13 protein-coding genes are annotated in these 14712 nt (G+C 68.8%); 8 read left to right on the top strand and 5 right to left on the bottom strand.

From position 1 onward, the window contains the following. Window positions 1–9 precede the first annotated feature (9 nt). Window positions 10–1047: an AraC family transcriptional regulator gene (locus C8D93_RS13610; protein ID WP_170124028.1), complete on the bottom strand. Its 1038-nt coding sequence runs from the start codon at window positions 1045–1047 to the stop codon at window positions 10–12. A gap of 288 nt (window positions 1048–1335) precedes the next feature. On the opposite strand from C8D93_RS13610, the gene C8D93_RS13605 reads away from it, so the two are divergent. The 4 genes from C8D93_RS13605 to C8D93_RS13590 all read left to right on the top strand — a co-directional run bounded on the left by C8D93_RS13605 (window position 1336) and on the right by C8D93_RS13590 (window position 7760). Beyond that, window positions 1336–3174: a hypothetical protein gene (locus tag C8D93_RS13605; protein ID WP_110265743.1), complete on the top strand. Its 1839-nt coding sequence runs from the start codon at window positions 1336–1338 to the stop codon at window positions 3172–3174. Between the two features lie 185 nt (window positions 3175–3359). Then, window positions 3360–6149: a neutral/alkaline non-lysosomal ceramidase N-terminal domain-containing protein gene (locus tag C8D93_RS13600; protein ID WP_146216607.1), complete on the top strand. Its 2790-nt coding sequence runs from the start codon at window positions 3360–3362 to the stop codon at window positions 6147–6149. Window positions 6150–6488: 339 nt separating this feature from the next. Beyond that, complete coding sequence (locus tag C8D93_RS13595; RefSeq protein WP_110265741.1) at window positions 6489–7436, top strand: hypothetical protein; 948 nt, start codon at window positions 6489–6491, stop codon at window positions 7434–7436. A 129-nt stretch (window positions 7437–7565) separates the two neighbouring features. Next, entirely contained in the window at window positions 7566–7760 is a 195-nt protein-coding gene (locus tag C8D93_RS13590; RefSeq protein WP_146216606.1) for a hypothetical protein, read from the top strand. A 75-nt stretch (window positions 7761–7835) separates the two neighbouring features. On the opposite strand, the gene C8D93_RS13585 is transcribed toward C8D93_RS13590, so the two are convergent. The 4 genes from C8D93_RS13585 to C8D93_RS13570 form a co-directional block, all read right to left on the bottom strand. Next, window positions 7836–8726, bottom strand: coding sequence for a hypothetical protein (locus tag C8D93_RS13585; protein ID WP_146216605.1), 891 nt, complete (start codon window positions 8724–8726; stop codon window positions 7836–7838). 47 nt (window positions 8727–8773) lie between these two features. Further along, window positions 8774–9766 (bottom strand): hypothetical protein, encoded by a 993-nt coding sequence (locus C8D93_RS13580; protein WP_110265738.1) that lies wholly within the window; start codon window positions 9764–9766, stop codon window positions 8774–8776. Window positions 9767–9900: 134 nt separating this feature from the next. Continuing rightward, window positions 9901–10638 carry a hypothetical protein gene (locus tag C8D93_RS13575; protein WP_146216604.1) on the bottom strand — a complete coding sequence of 246 codons (738 nt, stop codon included), beginning with the start codon at window positions 10636–10638 and terminating at the stop codon, window positions 9901–9903. A gap of 23 nt (window positions 10639–10661) precedes the next feature. Continuing rightward, window positions 10662–12146, bottom strand: a complete 1485-nt coding sequence (locus C8D93_RS13570) for a vWA domain-containing protein (protein ID WP_170124027.1) — start codon at window positions 12144–12146, stop codon at window positions 10662–10664. A gap of 94 nt (window positions 12147–12240) precedes the next feature. On the opposite strand from C8D93_RS13570, the gene C8D93_RS13565 reads away from it, so the two are divergent. The 4 genes from C8D93_RS13565 (at window position 12241) to C8D93_RS13550 (ending at window position 14693) form a co-directional block, all read left to right on the top strand. Next, entirely contained in the window at window positions 12241–12792 is a 552-nt protein-coding gene (locus C8D93_RS13565; RefSeq protein WP_211307344.1) for an ECF-type sigma factor, read from the top strand. A gap of 99 nt (window positions 12793–12891) precedes the next feature. Further along, the gene (locus C8D93_RS13560; RefSeq protein WP_146216603.1) at window positions 12892–13413 is read left to right on the top strand and encodes a hypothetical protein; all 522 of its coding nucleotides are present in this window, start codon (window positions 12892–12894) and stop codon (window positions 13411–13413) included. Between the two features lie 5 nt (window positions 13414–13418). After that, a complete protein-coding gene (locus C8D93_RS13555) occupies window positions 13419–14078 on the top strand; it encodes a hypothetical protein (RefSeq protein WP_146216602.1) in 660 nt (219 codons plus the stop codon). A gap of 39 nt (window positions 14079–14117) precedes the next feature. Continuing rightward, window positions 14118–14693 (top strand): hypothetical protein, encoded by a 576-nt coding sequence (locus C8D93_RS13550; protein ID WP_146216601.1) that lies wholly within the window; start codon window positions 14118–14120, stop codon window positions 14691–14693. The last annotated feature ends 19 nt before the right edge of the window (window positions 14694–14712 follow it).

Genomic DNA, 14712 nt, shown 5'->3' with positions numbered 1-14712 from the left:
CCCGGCGGGCTAGTCGCGGCCCGTCTGCTGGCGCCGCCAGCTACCGGGCGAGGCGCCGGTCCATCGCCGGAACGCATTGTGGAAGGTGCTCTGCTCGGTGTATCCGAGCAGGAACGCGATCTGCGTGAGCGAGACGTTCGGATCGCGCAGCAGGTTTTCGGCGGCATGCAGGCGCACCTCGTCGAGCACCGACTGGAACGAGCGGCCCAGCGCGCCGAGGCGGCGCTGCAGCGTCCGCGTCGAGGTGTCGAGAGCCGCGGCGGCCTCCTCGAGCGAGACGCGGCCGTTGGCGAGGTTGCGCGCCAGCACGCCCTTGAGCGCGGAGAGCAGCGGCGCCTCGCCTTCGAGGACGCGCAGCAGCGACTGCGCCCGGGCCTCGACCTGCTGGCGCAGGTCCTCGTCGGCGGTGGCCACCGGCAGCGCCATGTACGCGTCCGGAAACACCATCTTGCTGCGCGGCTGGTCGAAGTGCAGCTCGCCGCCGAAGACCCTTTCGAAGGCCTGCGTGTCCGGCGGCGCGGGAAAGTGGAAGTGCGCGTCGTAGCGCAGGTCCGGCCGGTCGGCGAGCCAGCGCATGAACATCGACCGCGCGCCGAGCATGAACTGCGCCACCGCGCCCGACGGCGGCGTCGGGTGCGGCCAGATCCACAGCAGGTGGATGCGGTCGCCGTCGCGCTGCACCTCGGGCTGGCCGATCTGGCCGAGCAGGCGGATGTAACGGGCCAGTTGCTGCGCGACCTCGCCGAGCGTCGCGCAGCTCATCAGCACATGGCCGAGCACGCCCAGGTGGCGCACGTGCAGGCTGGCGCCGGCCTTGAGCGGCAGGTCCGGCTCGCCGAGTGCCTCCACGGCGCGATCGAACATGCCGATCCACTCCGTCAGCGGAATCTCCTCGTGCCCGCGCGCCGATTCGAGCTGGCGTACGCGCGCCTCGGGATACAGGCGCGCGGGGTCGACGCCGCGGCTGCGCAGATAGTCGAGCAGACCGCGCGCGTACAGCGAGGCGATGACGCCGCCGGGTGTCTGGGAGGGGTGGGCGGAAACCACAGTGGCGTGATTTCTCAACCAAAAGGCGGCATTCGTCAAGACGGGGTCATGCCTGCGTCACAAAATGAACAAGCCGTACATATTTTCTGCGCTGCGGTGTCGTAGCGCAGGACGTTGATTCGGCAGGCGCTTTTGCACCGATGACGGCGCAAGGCGGAGATTCCACGGCGGCGCGGGCCATGACAGCCCGGCCGCCGATTGTCATTCGCGAGAATGGCAGCGGTGCGGACGGAAGGAAGGGCGGCGAACGCAGGATGCGTCGACCGCCTCCCCGTGATGAGGAGAGAGATGCGGTACCTGCCCCCCGGCGTCGAGCGTCGCCGCGTTTTGCTCGCGTTTGCCAGCCTGTGGCTCTGCGCCTGCGGCGAGAGCCGCCCCGTGGAAGGGACCGGTGGACCGGTGGACCCCGGCGCCGGTGGCGAGACCTGCATCGCCGACGACTGGTGTGCCGGCGCCGCCAGGGTCGTCGTCAGCCCGAGCCAGCAGCACGTCGATGGCATCGAGGAGGCGCGTCTCTACGTCGGCTCCAAGCTGCAGCAGTTCAACCTCGGCGGCTTCGGCATCAACCCGCTGCAGAACCTGCCGAGCCCGTTCGCGGAACTCGGCGCCGGCCTCACGCAACCCGCACAGCAGACTGCCCACGAGTCCTTGCGCTACGGCGAGGTGGAGCACACGCATCTGCGGCTGCTGCTGCTCGAACACGCCGGCCAGCGCGTGGTCTTCGTCACGCTCGACGCCATCGGTGCCGGCAACCTGATCCAGGACGGCCTGCGGGCCGCGATTGTCGAGGCGAGCTGCGCCCGGGATGCCTGCGTCGAGTCCGACCACATCCTCTCCGGCCAGACCCACACGCATGCCGGTGCCGACCTGCAGGGCCTGTGGGGCGGCGTGCCGCAGGACTGGATCGACAACACGCTCTATGCGGCAGCGGTGCAGGCCGTCGCCGCAGCGATCGACGGACGCAGGCGCGCGCGCCTGAGCATCGCTTCCGGCGAGACCTCGGACTTCAACAACTATCGGCGTCCGCGCGTGAACCCCGCGGACGACGCGGACCCGCGGCTGGCCCTGCTGCGGGTCGAGCACGCCCGCGGCGGTGCGCCGATCGCGCAGCTCCTGCAGTACGCCGCGCACCCGACGAGCATCAACGAGGACCCGCGCATTCCGCACGCCGACTACATCCTCGGTGCGATGCGACGCCTCGAGCGGCGTGGCGGCGTGGGGCTGTACTTCAACGGCCCGATCGCGGACGCCTCGCCGTCCGGCGGGCAATGCGGTTTCGATGAACCCGATGCCTACGAGCGCGTGCGCTGCCGCGGCGACGCGCTGGCCGACTTTGCCCTGCGCCAGCCGGCGCGCGAGCTGAGCCCGGGGATGGAGCTGCGCAGCGTCACCGCGACGCTGCCGGTGACCAATCCGTTCTTCGTCGCCGTCGCGCCGGTCGGTGCGTTCAACCGCTATTACGACTTCACACCGACCCTCGTCACCGACATTCCGGTGCTCGGCGACATCGTCGGCGAAGTGCAGACCGAGATCGGTCAGGCACCCACGGTCGCGCAGACGCTGGTCACCCGCGTGACGCTCGGCGGAGCCGGCGGCGTCGAGATCGCGACGATTCCGGGCGAGACGACCAATACCTTCGGCGAGTTCATCCGCGGGCTCGCGGCTGCCGCGAACCCGGATGCGACGGTGATGCTGTTCGGGCTCACGCAGAACAGCTTCGGCTACATCCTGCCCGAGGAGGAATTCAGCTACGTCGACGCCTCCGGCGATACCGGCTTTTTGATCCCGTTCACCGGCTACGAGGAGTTCGTCTCGCTCGGCCCGCTGACGGCGCCACTGCTGCGGCTGCAGGCCTACCTGCCGCTGTTCGACGCCGAGCCGCTCGACTACGTCCCGGTCTATCTGCGCAGCTGCGTCGACAGCACCGCCAGCGACGATTGCCTGATTGCGGAACTCGCCCGCGATCTGGAGTACGTGCAGGACGCGCTGTCCGACAACTGCCTCGCGGCCGGCGGGCCGGAAGCCTTCTGCACGCTGCTCGATCCGCAGACGCCGCTGGCGGATCTGTGCCTGAGTGCTGGGCTGCTGCCGGCGGAGTTCTGTGGGCTGCTCGGGGACGGCGCATGAGGTCCACGCGCACCGTCGCTTCCTTTGTAGGAGCGCCTCTCAGGCGCGACCGCGGCGCGCGCCATCGGTCGCGCCTGAAGGGCGCTCCTACGACAGCGTTGCTGACGCTCGCGTTGCTTGCTTCGGCCTGCGGAAGCAGCACGGCGCCCGAGGCCGGCGCGACGCCACCGCCGACCGGCGGCGAAGTGAAAATCCGGGTCGGCGTCGGCATCGCCGACATGACACCGGACGTGGGCTACTGCGCCGGCCAGTACTGCGACTACGCCACCGACACGCTCGGCGGCCTGATCGCCGGTGACTTCGATCCGTTTCTCACGCACAAGCTCAAGCACGCCAGCTACGGCGTGCAATCGCGACTGACGGCACGCGCCATCGTCGTCGAGGGCAGCGACGGCAGGCGCATCGCGCTGTTGAAGACCGACAACTACCTGGCGCAGGACATGCTGCAGCGGCGCGTCGCGCAACTGCTCGAAGACGGCGACTCGGGCATCGGTCACGCGCAGATCCTACACCACGTCACGCACAACCACAGTTCGGCGTACTCGTCGACGCTCGCCGCCGGCCTGTTCCTGTTCCAGGACGTGTTCGACGCGCGCTTCTTCGAGTTCCAGGCGCGGCGGATGGCCGCGGCCATCGAGCAGGCCGCCGCGAATCTGAGGCCGGCCCGCATGGCGGCGATGGAAGTCCCGCACCGCGTGTACAAGGGCAATGTCGTGCGTCTGGCGACCGCGATCGACGGTACGCCGGCCGGCTATCCGCTCGAGTACGGCGATCGCGGCCTGGTGGTGATCCGCTTCGACGATCTGAGCGATGCGGCGCAGCCGCGGCCGCTGGCAGCCTGGGTCAACTGGGGCGAGCATCCGGAAAGCCTCGACCCGCACGATCTGCACAGCGCCGATTTTCTTGCGGCGCTCGAGCGCTACGTCGACCGCGAGCTCGGCGCGTCGCTGGTGTTCAGCCAGGGCGACGTCGGCAGCGCCGAGAACAGCGGCGACCGCGACGAACTGATCGCCGACGACGGATCGGTGTGCGGGCGCTGGCCCGGCGATGCCGAAGCGCCGGAGACGGACGCCTGCGCCGGCGGCGAGGGCACGATCCGCGACTGGAACCACAAGGGCTATGTGCAGACCGAGCGCAACGTGCGCTTTCTCGCCGACGACATCCTGCGCGCCTGGGCGCTCGCCGGCACGGCGCAGGCGCGCGTGCCGTTCACGAGCGATTTCACCGTCGACTGGCGCTCGGCCTGGGTGCCCGGACCGTTGTCGCACCCGCTGCCGACGGTGTCGAACTGCAACACCGAGCTGACGTTCGGCGGCGATGTCGGGGTGCCGGTGCTCGGCCTGCCCGACTGCTCGCGCAACGGCATACCCGGCGAGGGGCCCCTGACCGGCCTCACCGCGACGATCCACGCGACGCTGAAGGCCGAAGGCGTGCCGGTGCCGGGTCACTACAGTGCGCCGGGCGTCGGCCTCGTCGAGGAGAACGCGCGCATTCACCTGCAGGCGATGCGGCTCGGCGAGATCCTGCTCGCGTCCTGCGCCTGCGAGGCGCAGGCCGACCTGATCCTCAACCTCGAATCGCGCGCCAACGAGGTCGCCGGTGATCTCTACGCCGGCTTCGACTGGGCCTGCCTGATGCCCGCGTTTCGCGACGACCCGCAATACACGCAGGCCTGCGCGATCCAGGCGCGTTACTTCGATCCGGATGATGCCGAGAACAACGCCGGCCAGATTCCCGGCGACAACCTTGCGCCCGAGGCAATCGCACGCATGCGTGCGCAGGTGCACAACGACGCCCGCGGCTGGGATGCACCCGAGAATGTGCTGAGTGCGGAGAGCGAACCCGCGGACACGGCGCAGATCCGCGGAAATTTCACGCGCGAGGAGATCCAGGACCTCGGCGTGCCGGGCTACCGGCTCGTCGTCGGCGTCGGCCACGCCGGCGACTACAACGGCTACACGGTGAGCTATCGCGAGTACATGAACCGTGACCACTACCGCAAGGCGCTCACCGCCTACGGGCCGCATACCGCCGACTACATGGTGACGCGCCTCGTGCGACTGGGCGCCGCGATGCAGAACGGGCCGGAGCTGGCACCGGAGCCGCTGGACCTGCTCGCAGAGGTCGACGAACTGCGCCAGCAGACGCTGTCGCGCACCGTCGGCGCCGCGAGCGCCGTCGCCTTCGACGCCTGGCAGGCCGGCATGCCGGACGATGCCGGCGAGCCCGAGCCGCTGCAGCAGCCCGCCGACATCACGCGCTTCGCGATGGCGCAGTTCGTGTGGCGCGGCGGGTCCACCGCGATCGACAACCCGCGCGTCACCGTGCAGCGCGAGACCGCCCCCGAGCAATGGGTCGACCATGCGGACCAGAGTGGCGAAGTCGTCACCCGCGTCGAGTTTCCGGACGGCGTACCCGGCGTGTTGCGCACGTATGCCGGCATGCAGGAATGGATCTGGACCGCCGGCTTCGAGGCCTACAGCGCACACCCGGCGCGGCTGGGTTCGACCCCGCCGGGCCGCTACCGCTTCTGCGTCGAAGGTCGCACGAGGCAGTCCTTCGCGACGCAGGACTACGCCTTCTGTTCGGCGCCGTTCACGGTCTCGGTCTGGGACGGCATCGCCATCGAGAACCTGAGCGTGGGCGACGATGCGATCGCATTCGACGTGGCTTCGGTCGTCTATCCGAGAACGCCGGGGGAAACGGCCTTTCCGTTCATCGCCGACAACGGCAGTGCGCGCATCTGCGACACCTGCACGTTCCGGCCCTGGGCAAGAACCGGCGCGTTCGAACGCGCCGTCATCGAAGTGACAGGGGAAGAAGGGGAGAGCGAGGGGGGGGCCAGGGAAGTGCCGGTGGCGTGCGGCGCGCAGGGTCGCAACTGTCGCGCCGCGATCTCGCCGGCACCGGGGGACCGCATGACCGTGCGGGTGTTCGATACAGACGGCAACACCGGCAGCATGGAAGTGCGGTAGCGGGGGAGGCAGCTCCGCGGAGGTGTCGGGGGGCGTCTCCGCGGGGCCTGTCTTCAGGGTTTGGCGAATACCGGCGCCCGTCGGGGGGCGGACGCCGGTTCAATTGGGCGCGGCGGGATCTGACTCCTTTTCCCGCCGCGTCCCATCTTTTGGGGCGCCCCCGTGCTGGCTGATGCCGCACAGCGTGTTTCGCTGCAGGGCTTCCACAGTCGTGACCTCGCGCTTCAGCGACTCCGAATCAATGCGGAGCGTTACACCGGATCGGCGGTATCCATGAGGGCGCACCGCCGTTGGATCGCCTTTTGCTAGCGAATCGGCAACGAACTTCCGGAGGCATTCATGCGCACACTTGGCCCGACAGGACGGTCGGCGGCACTGGGCATCGTCGGCCTGCTGGTCGCCGGATGTGGAAGCGACGGTGGTGGCAGCCTCGATCCCCGCGAGGTGGCGGTCGAGGAGCTGGGCCAGCTCGGACGCATCCTGCACGTGGGTGGGCCGCTGCTGGGGCACGCTGCCACGGCGTTCGATCCCGCGGCGACGCCGCCGGACGCCTGCGAGCAGGGTACGGCGATCGTCGTGAACGGCGAGGGGCGGCGGCAGTTCGACTACTACGACATCGACCCGGTCGTGCGTTTCACGCGCTACGAGTTCGACGGCTGCCGGGTGACCGCCGACCTGGACGGCATACCGGCGCAGCTCGAGTACGAGGGCGATCTCGTGACGGGCGCAACGCCGGGTGACGAGCCGTCCGGGTCCACGGACGGCGACGATCGCTATGTCGAGTTCGGCTCCAACGACGATGCCCTGGTGCTGAAGCGGACCATTCGCGATCTCGGCGGGGTCGATGTGATCGAGCAGGCCACCGAGCGCATCAGCGGCGGGCTGGAATGGCGCGTTCTCGACGAGGCTACCGAGTACGCCTCGGTGCTGGTGCGCGTGCTGGGGCGTTCGATCCCCGATGGCTACTCGCTGGTCTGGCTGCAGGGCGAGGCGGGCGAGCCGCTGCGCGTGGAGGAGGTACCAGGCTCGGGGGCGTTCGCGGTCGATGGCCCCTACATCTACAACTCGTCGCGCTGCACCGGTGGCTCGCGCCGCATCACGACGGTGCAGAACATCACCCGCGAGGACGGCTATCCGACCGGCGGCGAGATCGAGATCGAGCGCGGCGAGTCGGTTTTGACGATCCTGTTCTCCGCGGAAGGCGCCGCGGCGCAACTCGGCGACGGCGAAGCGGTGATGCTGAGCGAGGACGAGGTCCGCGCGGCGCTCGACGAGCCGCTCTGCTGAGCGTCGGCGTCGGCAAGCCGTTCATGCGGCCCGGCCGGTCAGCGCGGGCACTGGATCTGGCGCCGCGTCCTCACGCAGGCTAAGGTCGGGGCTCACCGCAAGGATGCCACCGCAGTGGCAGGAGCCTTCATGACAAGAATGATGCTGGCAGGCTGTCTGAGCCTGATGCTGAGTGCCTGCGTCGTCGTGTCCACCCCCGGCCCGGGCGGCAAGGCGGGTGGCGCGAGCGTGGTGCTCTGCCACAAGAACAAGAAGACGATGGAACTCCCGCGCGAGGCGGCCTCGGCGCATCTCGAACACGGGGACCGGTACGGCCCCTGCTGACGCGGCCCGGCCCAGCCTGAAACACGAACGGCGACGGCACCTGCGTGCCGTCGCCGTTTTGTACCGCAGCGACGATCAGCCGCCGAAGAGCTTCTCGAAGGCCTTGTCGAGCGCCTTGTCCACGGCACTGTCGGTGGCCTGGTCGACTTCCTGGTCGGTGCGCTGCTCGACGCGATCCTGCTGGCGCTGAGCCTTCTGGCCGAACAGATCGGCCAGCGGATTGCCCCCGCCGGTGTTGGCCGACCCGGATGCCGAGGCCCCGGCATTGGCGCCGGCGGCACCCGAGAACAGGTTGCCGAGGTCCGGCATCTGCTGCGGTTCGGCCGGCAGCTTGAAGCGCGACGAGGAAGGCGTGCTGCGGTCGATCGAGACGACGCGGTACTCGTTGCCGAAGCGGAGCACGCCGCTGCCCTTGCCGGTGATCTCGGCGCTCATGCGCTTGCTACCCTCGGGCAGTTCCACTCCGAACGACTGCGCCATGATTTCGCTCATGCGCATCATGCTGCGGCTCATCTCGCTCAGGCTCTTGTCGTTCGACAGCACGATCTCCTGGCTCTTGCGCTGGCCGTCGTCGACATATGTCAGCACGTGGACGCGCCCCTTGATGCCGGCGATGGTCTCGGTGCGACCGGTGTCCTCCAGGCTGATGAACTGGTCGACGTCCTGGTCGATGTTCGCCATCGAGCGCTGCGCCATGCCGCCGAGCATCTTGCCCATGCCGGCCATGTCGATGACCATCGGCTGCCCGTTCTGCTGGGCGACGCTGTAGATCTTGCCGTCGCGCATGATCATGTAGCCGTCGGGTTGGTCCGGCACGTCCATGCGCAGCAGGTCGCCGTCGAATTCGTAGGTCATCCGGGCCTTGTCGCCGCCGGTTCCGCCTTCGACCACGGCCTTGCCGCCGGCCCAGGCCCAGACCGGCGCCGCGGCCATGGCCATGGCGATGAGGGTTCGTGAGAGGTTCATGCGCTGCTCCTGTTCGCGTGAAGGGACATCGTGCGCGCGCGCTGCGCTCACGGGTTGGCGGCGGGCGTTGCCGCCGCCGCGGGGGTGAAGCGATTCTTGGTGAAGGCCATGGCTTTGTCACCCAGCTGCTTGAACTTTCCGGACACCGAGTTGAGCTTGTCGGCCCAGTCCTGCCGCGGCGCCTGTCCTTCGGTGGCCTTGAAATAGGCCTGCATCAGGCAGGTCATGGCGATCGGGTCGATGAGTGCCGCCTTGAGGGCGTAGGCGGTCACCGCTGCGATCGCGAAGGTCCAGAAGCCGGCCACGCCCGGGAACAGCGCGACCAGCGCGGCGACCGGCGCGAACACGATGATGAACACCAGCAGGGTGAGGAACCAGACGAAGACGGTCAGCCACACCGCGTTCTTGAGCAGGTTCTTGTAGTTCTGGGCGTACAGCACGACGCCGTCGCGCGCGCCGGCCCAGGGGTTCTCCTGCTGCGTGCGGATGTTGTACGCCAGGATCACCTCGTCGACGTAGGTCAGCGACATGTTGATCACGGCGGTGACGAACTTCATCACGTTCTGCAGCGCGGGGATCGGCAGGATGGCGGACACCGTCAGCACGGTGGCGTTGAAGGCCTTGAGGATACCCTTGATGAGCTGGTCCACGCCGAACAGGACCGACGATTCGACGAAGCGCTCCCTGACCACGGCGGTCGCGTGCGTGATCTGGTTCCGGCCCTCGGGAATCGGCTGATTGTCGAGCAGCGGGACGAGTACTGCGATGTGCCCGGCCTTGACCATGTACAACAGGTACTCGCGTGCGAAGTACAGCACGCCCGACACCAGCGCGAAGCCGGTGCTGGCGCCCCAGAACGCACCGTTTGCGGCCGCCTCGGCATCGCCGGTGCTGCCGATCATGTAACCGATGCCGCCACCGCCGCCGGTCGCCACGACATAGGCCAGCGTGATGCCCAGGTAGATGGCCAGCCGCAGAGCGATGAACGGTGCCGTGCGTGCCATGAGGCCGATCGCGCGGCCGAGTTCGAAATCCCACATCGTCAGTTCCCTTCCCTAGATCCGATCCGAGTTGCGTGAAACCCCATCGCCGTTGCCGGCGCCGAGCGACTCTACGTCGCCCGTTCGCTCATATGCGTGATCGTCGGCACGTTCCGCGTGCATGTGCGTGGTGCCTAGATCTTCGGCCGCACGCGCAGTTCGGCGATGTCGAAGCGGCCGCTGGCACCGGCGATGCTCTGGCCCGCGAGCTGCTTGGCCAGCACGCCGGGTTCCAGCTTCGCGGCGGTGAACCGGCCGGCGATGGACCAGGTGTCCTCGTCGATCCGTTCGAAACGCTCGATGGTCACGTCGACCGGGAGTTCGTCGCCGGTGGTGAAGGTCTGCATCGTCTTGCGGTGATCGGGCGCGTATTCGAGGACCGCCGACTCCAGCTCGCCGCCGTCCATCGGGAACGTGAGCACCAGCGCGGCCGCCGCACCTGCCGCGGAAATGCCGCGGATCGACACGTTGCGGCGCCGGATCAGCTCGATGTCGCGCAGCTCCGAGGTGTAGATCGTCTTGCCGGCCACGCTGTCCGCGAACGCCTGGACGTCGCTGGCCTGAACCTTCACATCGCCCTTCAGGCGCGCGTTGGCATCGTCGAGCCGGCGCTGGCCCTCCGCGCTCTCCAGATGCTGCGCCGCGGTCTTGCCGAGATCGTCGGCGAGCTTCGTCGCGATGGACCGGTACGCGACCGGCCCCTTGCCGATGTCGAGTTCGATCGTGCCCTGCAGGCGTTCGTTGGGCTTGAGCGCCGAGGTTTCCGCGGACGCCTGCCCGCCCGCCTCGCCGGCGGATGCCGCGTCGCTGCCACCGCAGGCGGTGAGGGTGACGGCGGTGAGGCCGGCGAGCAGGCACTTGTGAATCGACATGATGATCTCCTGATGCGCCCTGATCACGGCGCGGTCTCGGTGGACGGCGCGCCCGGCAGCGGCGCGATCTCGATGCGTCTGCGGGCGATGACCCGGCTGTCGACGACGTAGGCCAGCTCGAAGGCACCCGTTTCGGCGGGTGCCTCGATCGTCAGCGAATCCCCCTGGTCGGGCACATATGACCAGCCGACGTACTCGCCGCCGTCGCCGCCCACCGGGATGAAGCCGATCCAGTTGCCTTCGCCGCGCGGTCCGCGAAACGCGATCTCCACGGGCGTCGAAGGCGCGCTCGTCGCGGGCCCTTCGAGTTCGGCGCTGGCTTCGGTCACGGTGACGGGCTTGCGTGCGGCAATCTCCTGGCTTTCGTAGAGCACGTACCGGTATTCGTAGGAACCCGGCGTCTTCGGCGTATTCACCATCGCGGTGGTCTGCGCGCCCTGCGGCCGGATGTAGCTGCCGGTGATGTAGGCGCCGGCGGACTCGCCGGCCGGCGCAAAGCCGATCCAGTGCGTGTCGCCGACCGGGCCGGACGCCGTGAGCTGCACGCGGTCGCCGGCCATCACCGTTGCCGGGCCGTCGACGGTCGTTGCCGGCGGCACCACCTTGATGGCATGGCGGGCGGCGACCTGCGTGCCTTCGTCGAGGACATAGCGGATTTCGTAGTCGCCGGGTGTGCCGGGAACGTCGAGGGTGACCTGGCCTTCGGCGGCCAGCGGCCGGGTGTAGTGGCCGGAGATGTAGTCGGCGTCCGGCGCACCGGCAGCGGCGAAACCGATCCAGTGCCGCGGTCCGACCGGCCCTTTCGCGCCGAACTCGAGCCGGCTGGCGGCCTCGACCTCCGCCGGCGCGTCGATGGCTGCCGAGGCCGCCGTCGGCGCGGGTGTCGGCGTCGGCGCCGCGGCGACCTCGCCGAGCGCCTCGCTCAGCTCGGCGGCGTCGCGCGCCTCCAGGTAGCGGCCGCCGGTGCTGCGCGCCAGGCATTGCAGCTGTTCGCGCGCGCGGCCTTCCGGCAGGTCGAAGCCGATGACGTTGGCGGTGAAGTCGACGCCGAGGTCCTCGAGTTCCGCGCCGAGCGCGCACGGATCGGCGTTGCAGGTCTCCTCGCCGTCGCTGACGAGAATCACCGTCGCCTTCTGTTCGGTGAACTTCAGCGCCTGGGCAGCCGCCCGTACCGATGCCGTGATCGGCGTCATGCCCTTGGGCGTGAGCTGGCGCACCTGCGCCTGCAGTGCATCCCTGTCGGCATTGTCGGGCGCCAGCAGGGTTTCGATGTCGGTGCAGTCGCCCTTGCGGCGGTGGCCGTAGACGACCAGCCCCAGGGTCTCGTCCTGCGGCCAGCTCTGCAGCATGCCGTCGACGGCCTCGCGCGCCAGCTCGATCTTGGTCCTGCCGTCGAGGCGCCCCCACATCGAGCCGGAGGCATCCAGAACGAGTACCGACTGGCCCGCCGAGGCCGCCAGCGTGGGCAGCAGCAGCGATGCGGCGGCGACCCGCCTGATGCGTGACATTCGATTGCCTGTGACCATCCGTGATTCCGATGCCGCATCGCGGCGTCAAAACAGGCCAGAATGGGGCCTGCACTCCCGTACACGTACTTCACCGGTGAAACCGGACATCGGATCGCAGGACTCTTCCGCGAGGCAGGCCGCCGCCGACCTCGCCCCGCAGCTGTATCCGGAGCTGCGCCGCGCCGCCCGCGGCATCCGCGCCGGCGCCCGCGCCGGCGAGACGCTGCAGACCACGGCGCTGATTCACGAAGCCTTCCTGAAGCTCGCGCGCGGCGGCGGCTGGAAGGACCGTGGACATTTTCTGGCCGCCGCGGCACTGGCGATGCGCCAGATCCTCGTCGACGAGGCCCGCGGGCGGCTGGCGCAGCGGCGCGGCGCCGGCCAGACCCCGCTGTCGCTGGACGCCGAAGAAGTGGCCGAGGTCGCCGGCGAGACCGAGCCGGACGAGCGCGTCATCGCCGTCGGCGAAGCCCTGGAACGGCTGGCCGCGATCAGTCCGCGCCTCGCGCACGTCGTCGAATGCCGCTACTACGCCGGCTACACCGAACTCGAGACGGCCGAGGCGCTGGGCCTGACCGAGCGCACGGTCCGCCGCGACTGGGTCAAGGCGCGGGCGTGGCTGTACCGCGAGATTGCCGAAGACTGACGTTCTTTCGCGCGACGTGTCCGGATCCGGACATCGATCCCGTGTTCTTGGATCAGGCGAGGCGAATGCCCGCCCTCGTTTCCTTGTCGGGAGAATGCCGTGAAGAAGTCCCTTCCCCTCTTGTTCATCGTACTCGCGGCTTGCGGCGGGCGCGACGCCGGCGGAACGGCGCCGACGGTGCCGGATACCGGCGAGATCGCCCGCGAGGCGCAGGCCGACGCGACTTCCGCACGTACGCGGCGCGCACCGAACTGGCGGTTCGACTACTCGGGCGATGTGAACGGCAGCGTCGAAGGCACGATCCTGACGGTGATGTCGATGCAGGGGGCGGGCGGTCCGCGGGTCACGCTTGCCGGCGGCGCGCTGGCGCCGGACCTCAAGTCGCAGGCCACCCAGGGCTTCAACGGCACGGTCATGACGATGGGCGACAACACCGCCACGACGATTCGCGTGGTGCTTGCCGATGGCACCCGGTGCCAGGTGGACGGCGCGCAGCCAACGACGTTCCGGGTGCTCGACGACGACAAGAAGACCTTTCATGCCGAGCTGTCGGGCTCGCTTCTTTGCGGTGGGGCCCGCGCACAGTTCGATGCCGTGTTCGACAAGGACCCCCGGAGGTGATCGCGATGATGAGCTTGCTGAAGCGCGCGTGTCCGTTGTTCCTGAGCCTCGCCGCCATGGGCTGCCAGTCGGGCAGCGAAGCCTCATCGGCCGAGCCCTCGTCGCCATCGAAAGCAAGTCGCACGCAGAGCACGGCGCGGATGACCAGCGCCTCGCCCGGTCAGGGTGAGCTGGCCGGCTCGCCGATCGATGTGGGCTTCGAGCGGTTTCCGATGCGCGACATCATGACCATGGGTGGTGAAGTGCAGGCCAAGGCCGGTATCGGGCGCCCCTGCATGCTGCGGCTGAGCATGAAGGACGCCGAAACCCACGCCAGTTTTTCGCTGCAGATGGACAACGACGGCCCGATGGCGCCAGGCCGGTACGATGCGGCAGACGCCGTGGCTCCGGAGACCGCGCCCGGACGGTTTCTCGCGGGTTTCAGCTTCGGCAAGGGGCGCGACCGCGTTACCTACACGGCGGCATCCGGAACCTTGTCGCTGACCACGTTCTCGCCGGGCCTGCTCGAAGGCGAGGTGGAGGTCGTCGGCCGTCTGCCGCGACGGACCTATGGCGAAGCCGAGTCCCCGTGGCCCCCCTCCCTGACCGTGAGAACCGAGTTCTCCGTCGTGCCTCGCGTCAACAGGGGGGCCAGGCAAGGCAGCGAAAATTGCTTTGGAGGCTAGATACGGCGCCTGTTGATTGGTCAACACGGAGGAAAAGCCATGTCAGGACGTGCAACATTGCTCGCGACACTGATCGCCGCAGCCTTTTTGCCTTCGGCGCCGCTGCACGCTGCGGACCGGCGTCTCGGCGAAATCACCGATGCCTGCTCGCTGCTGACCGTGCCACTCGCCGTCGAGCTGCTGGGCCAGCCGGTCAAGCCGCTGGCGTCGAACGAGCACATCCCGACGTTTCACAGCCAGTGCGCCTTCAGCGGTCTGGAGCGCGGCGGATACATGATCAGCGTCGCCTTCAAGTTCATGGTCAAGGCGATGTTCGATGCCGACGCCCTGCCGCCCGAGCAGCTCGATTTCAATGCTGGCTTTGCGAGCGGCGGCCTGACACACGACGAGAAGCTTCCCTACCCGGGGGAGGCGGCCTACGTGTTCGAAGACGGCGAACATACCTACCTGCTGCTGGTCACCGGCATCGACGGCCCGGAGGACGGCGCGGGTGAACAGAGCACCCTGGTCGCACACTATCGCTACGATCATCCGCAGCGCCCGCACGCGCAGCGCCGTGACGAGTTGATGAAACTGGCCTGGCGTCACTACCGGCTGTGGCGACTCGGACGCTGATCGGGCGTCGGCCTGTCGC

The organism is Sinimarinibacterium flocculans (genome assembly GCF_003201205.1).
Classification (GTDB): Bacteria; Pseudomonadota; Gammaproteobacteria; order Nevskiales; family Nevskiaceae; genus Solimonas; species Solimonas flocculans.
The sequence above is the reverse complement of the archived record's forward strand: the minus strand, read 5'-3'. Positions and strand labels throughout refer to the sequence as shown.

Excerpts from the sequence above, each read along its gene's own strand:
- C8D93_RS13605 (WP_110265743.1), top strand. The coding sequence starts at position 1,336 with ATGCGGTACCTGCCCCCCGGCGTCGAGCGTCGCCGCGTTTTGCTCGCG.
- C8D93_RS13595 (WP_110265741.1), top strand. The coding sequence starts at position 6,489 with ATGCGCACACTTGGCCCGACAGGACGGTCGGCGGCACTGGGCATCGTC.
- C8D93_RS13590 (WP_146216606.1), top strand. The coding sequence starts at position 7,566 with ATGACAAGAATGATGCTGGCAGGCTGTCTGAGCCTGATGCTGAGTGCC.
- C8D93_RS13585 (WP_146216605.1), bottom strand. The coding sequence starts at position 8,726 with ATGAACCTCTCACGAACCCTCATCGCCATGGCCATGGCCGCGGCGCCG.
- C8D93_RS13580 (WP_110265738.1), bottom strand. The coding sequence starts at position 9,766 with ATGTGGGATTTCGAACTCGGCCGCGCGATCGGCCTCATGGCACGCACG.
- C8D93_RS13575 (WP_146216604.1), bottom strand. The coding sequence starts at position 10,638 with ATGTCGATTCACAAGTGCCTGCTCGCCGGCCTCACCGCCGTCACCCTC.
- C8D93_RS13570 (WP_170124027.1), bottom strand. The coding sequence starts at position 12,146 with ATGTCACGCATCAGGCGGGTCGCCGCCGCATCGCTGCTGCTGCCCACG.
- C8D93_RS13555 (WP_146216602.1), top strand. The coding sequence starts at position 13,419 with ATGATGAGCTTGCTGAAGCGCGCGTGTCCGTTGTTCCTGAGCCTCGCC.
- C8D93_RS13550 (WP_146216601.1), top strand. The coding sequence starts at position 14,118 with ATGTCAGGACGTGCAACATTGCTCGCGACACTGATCGCCGCAGCCTTT.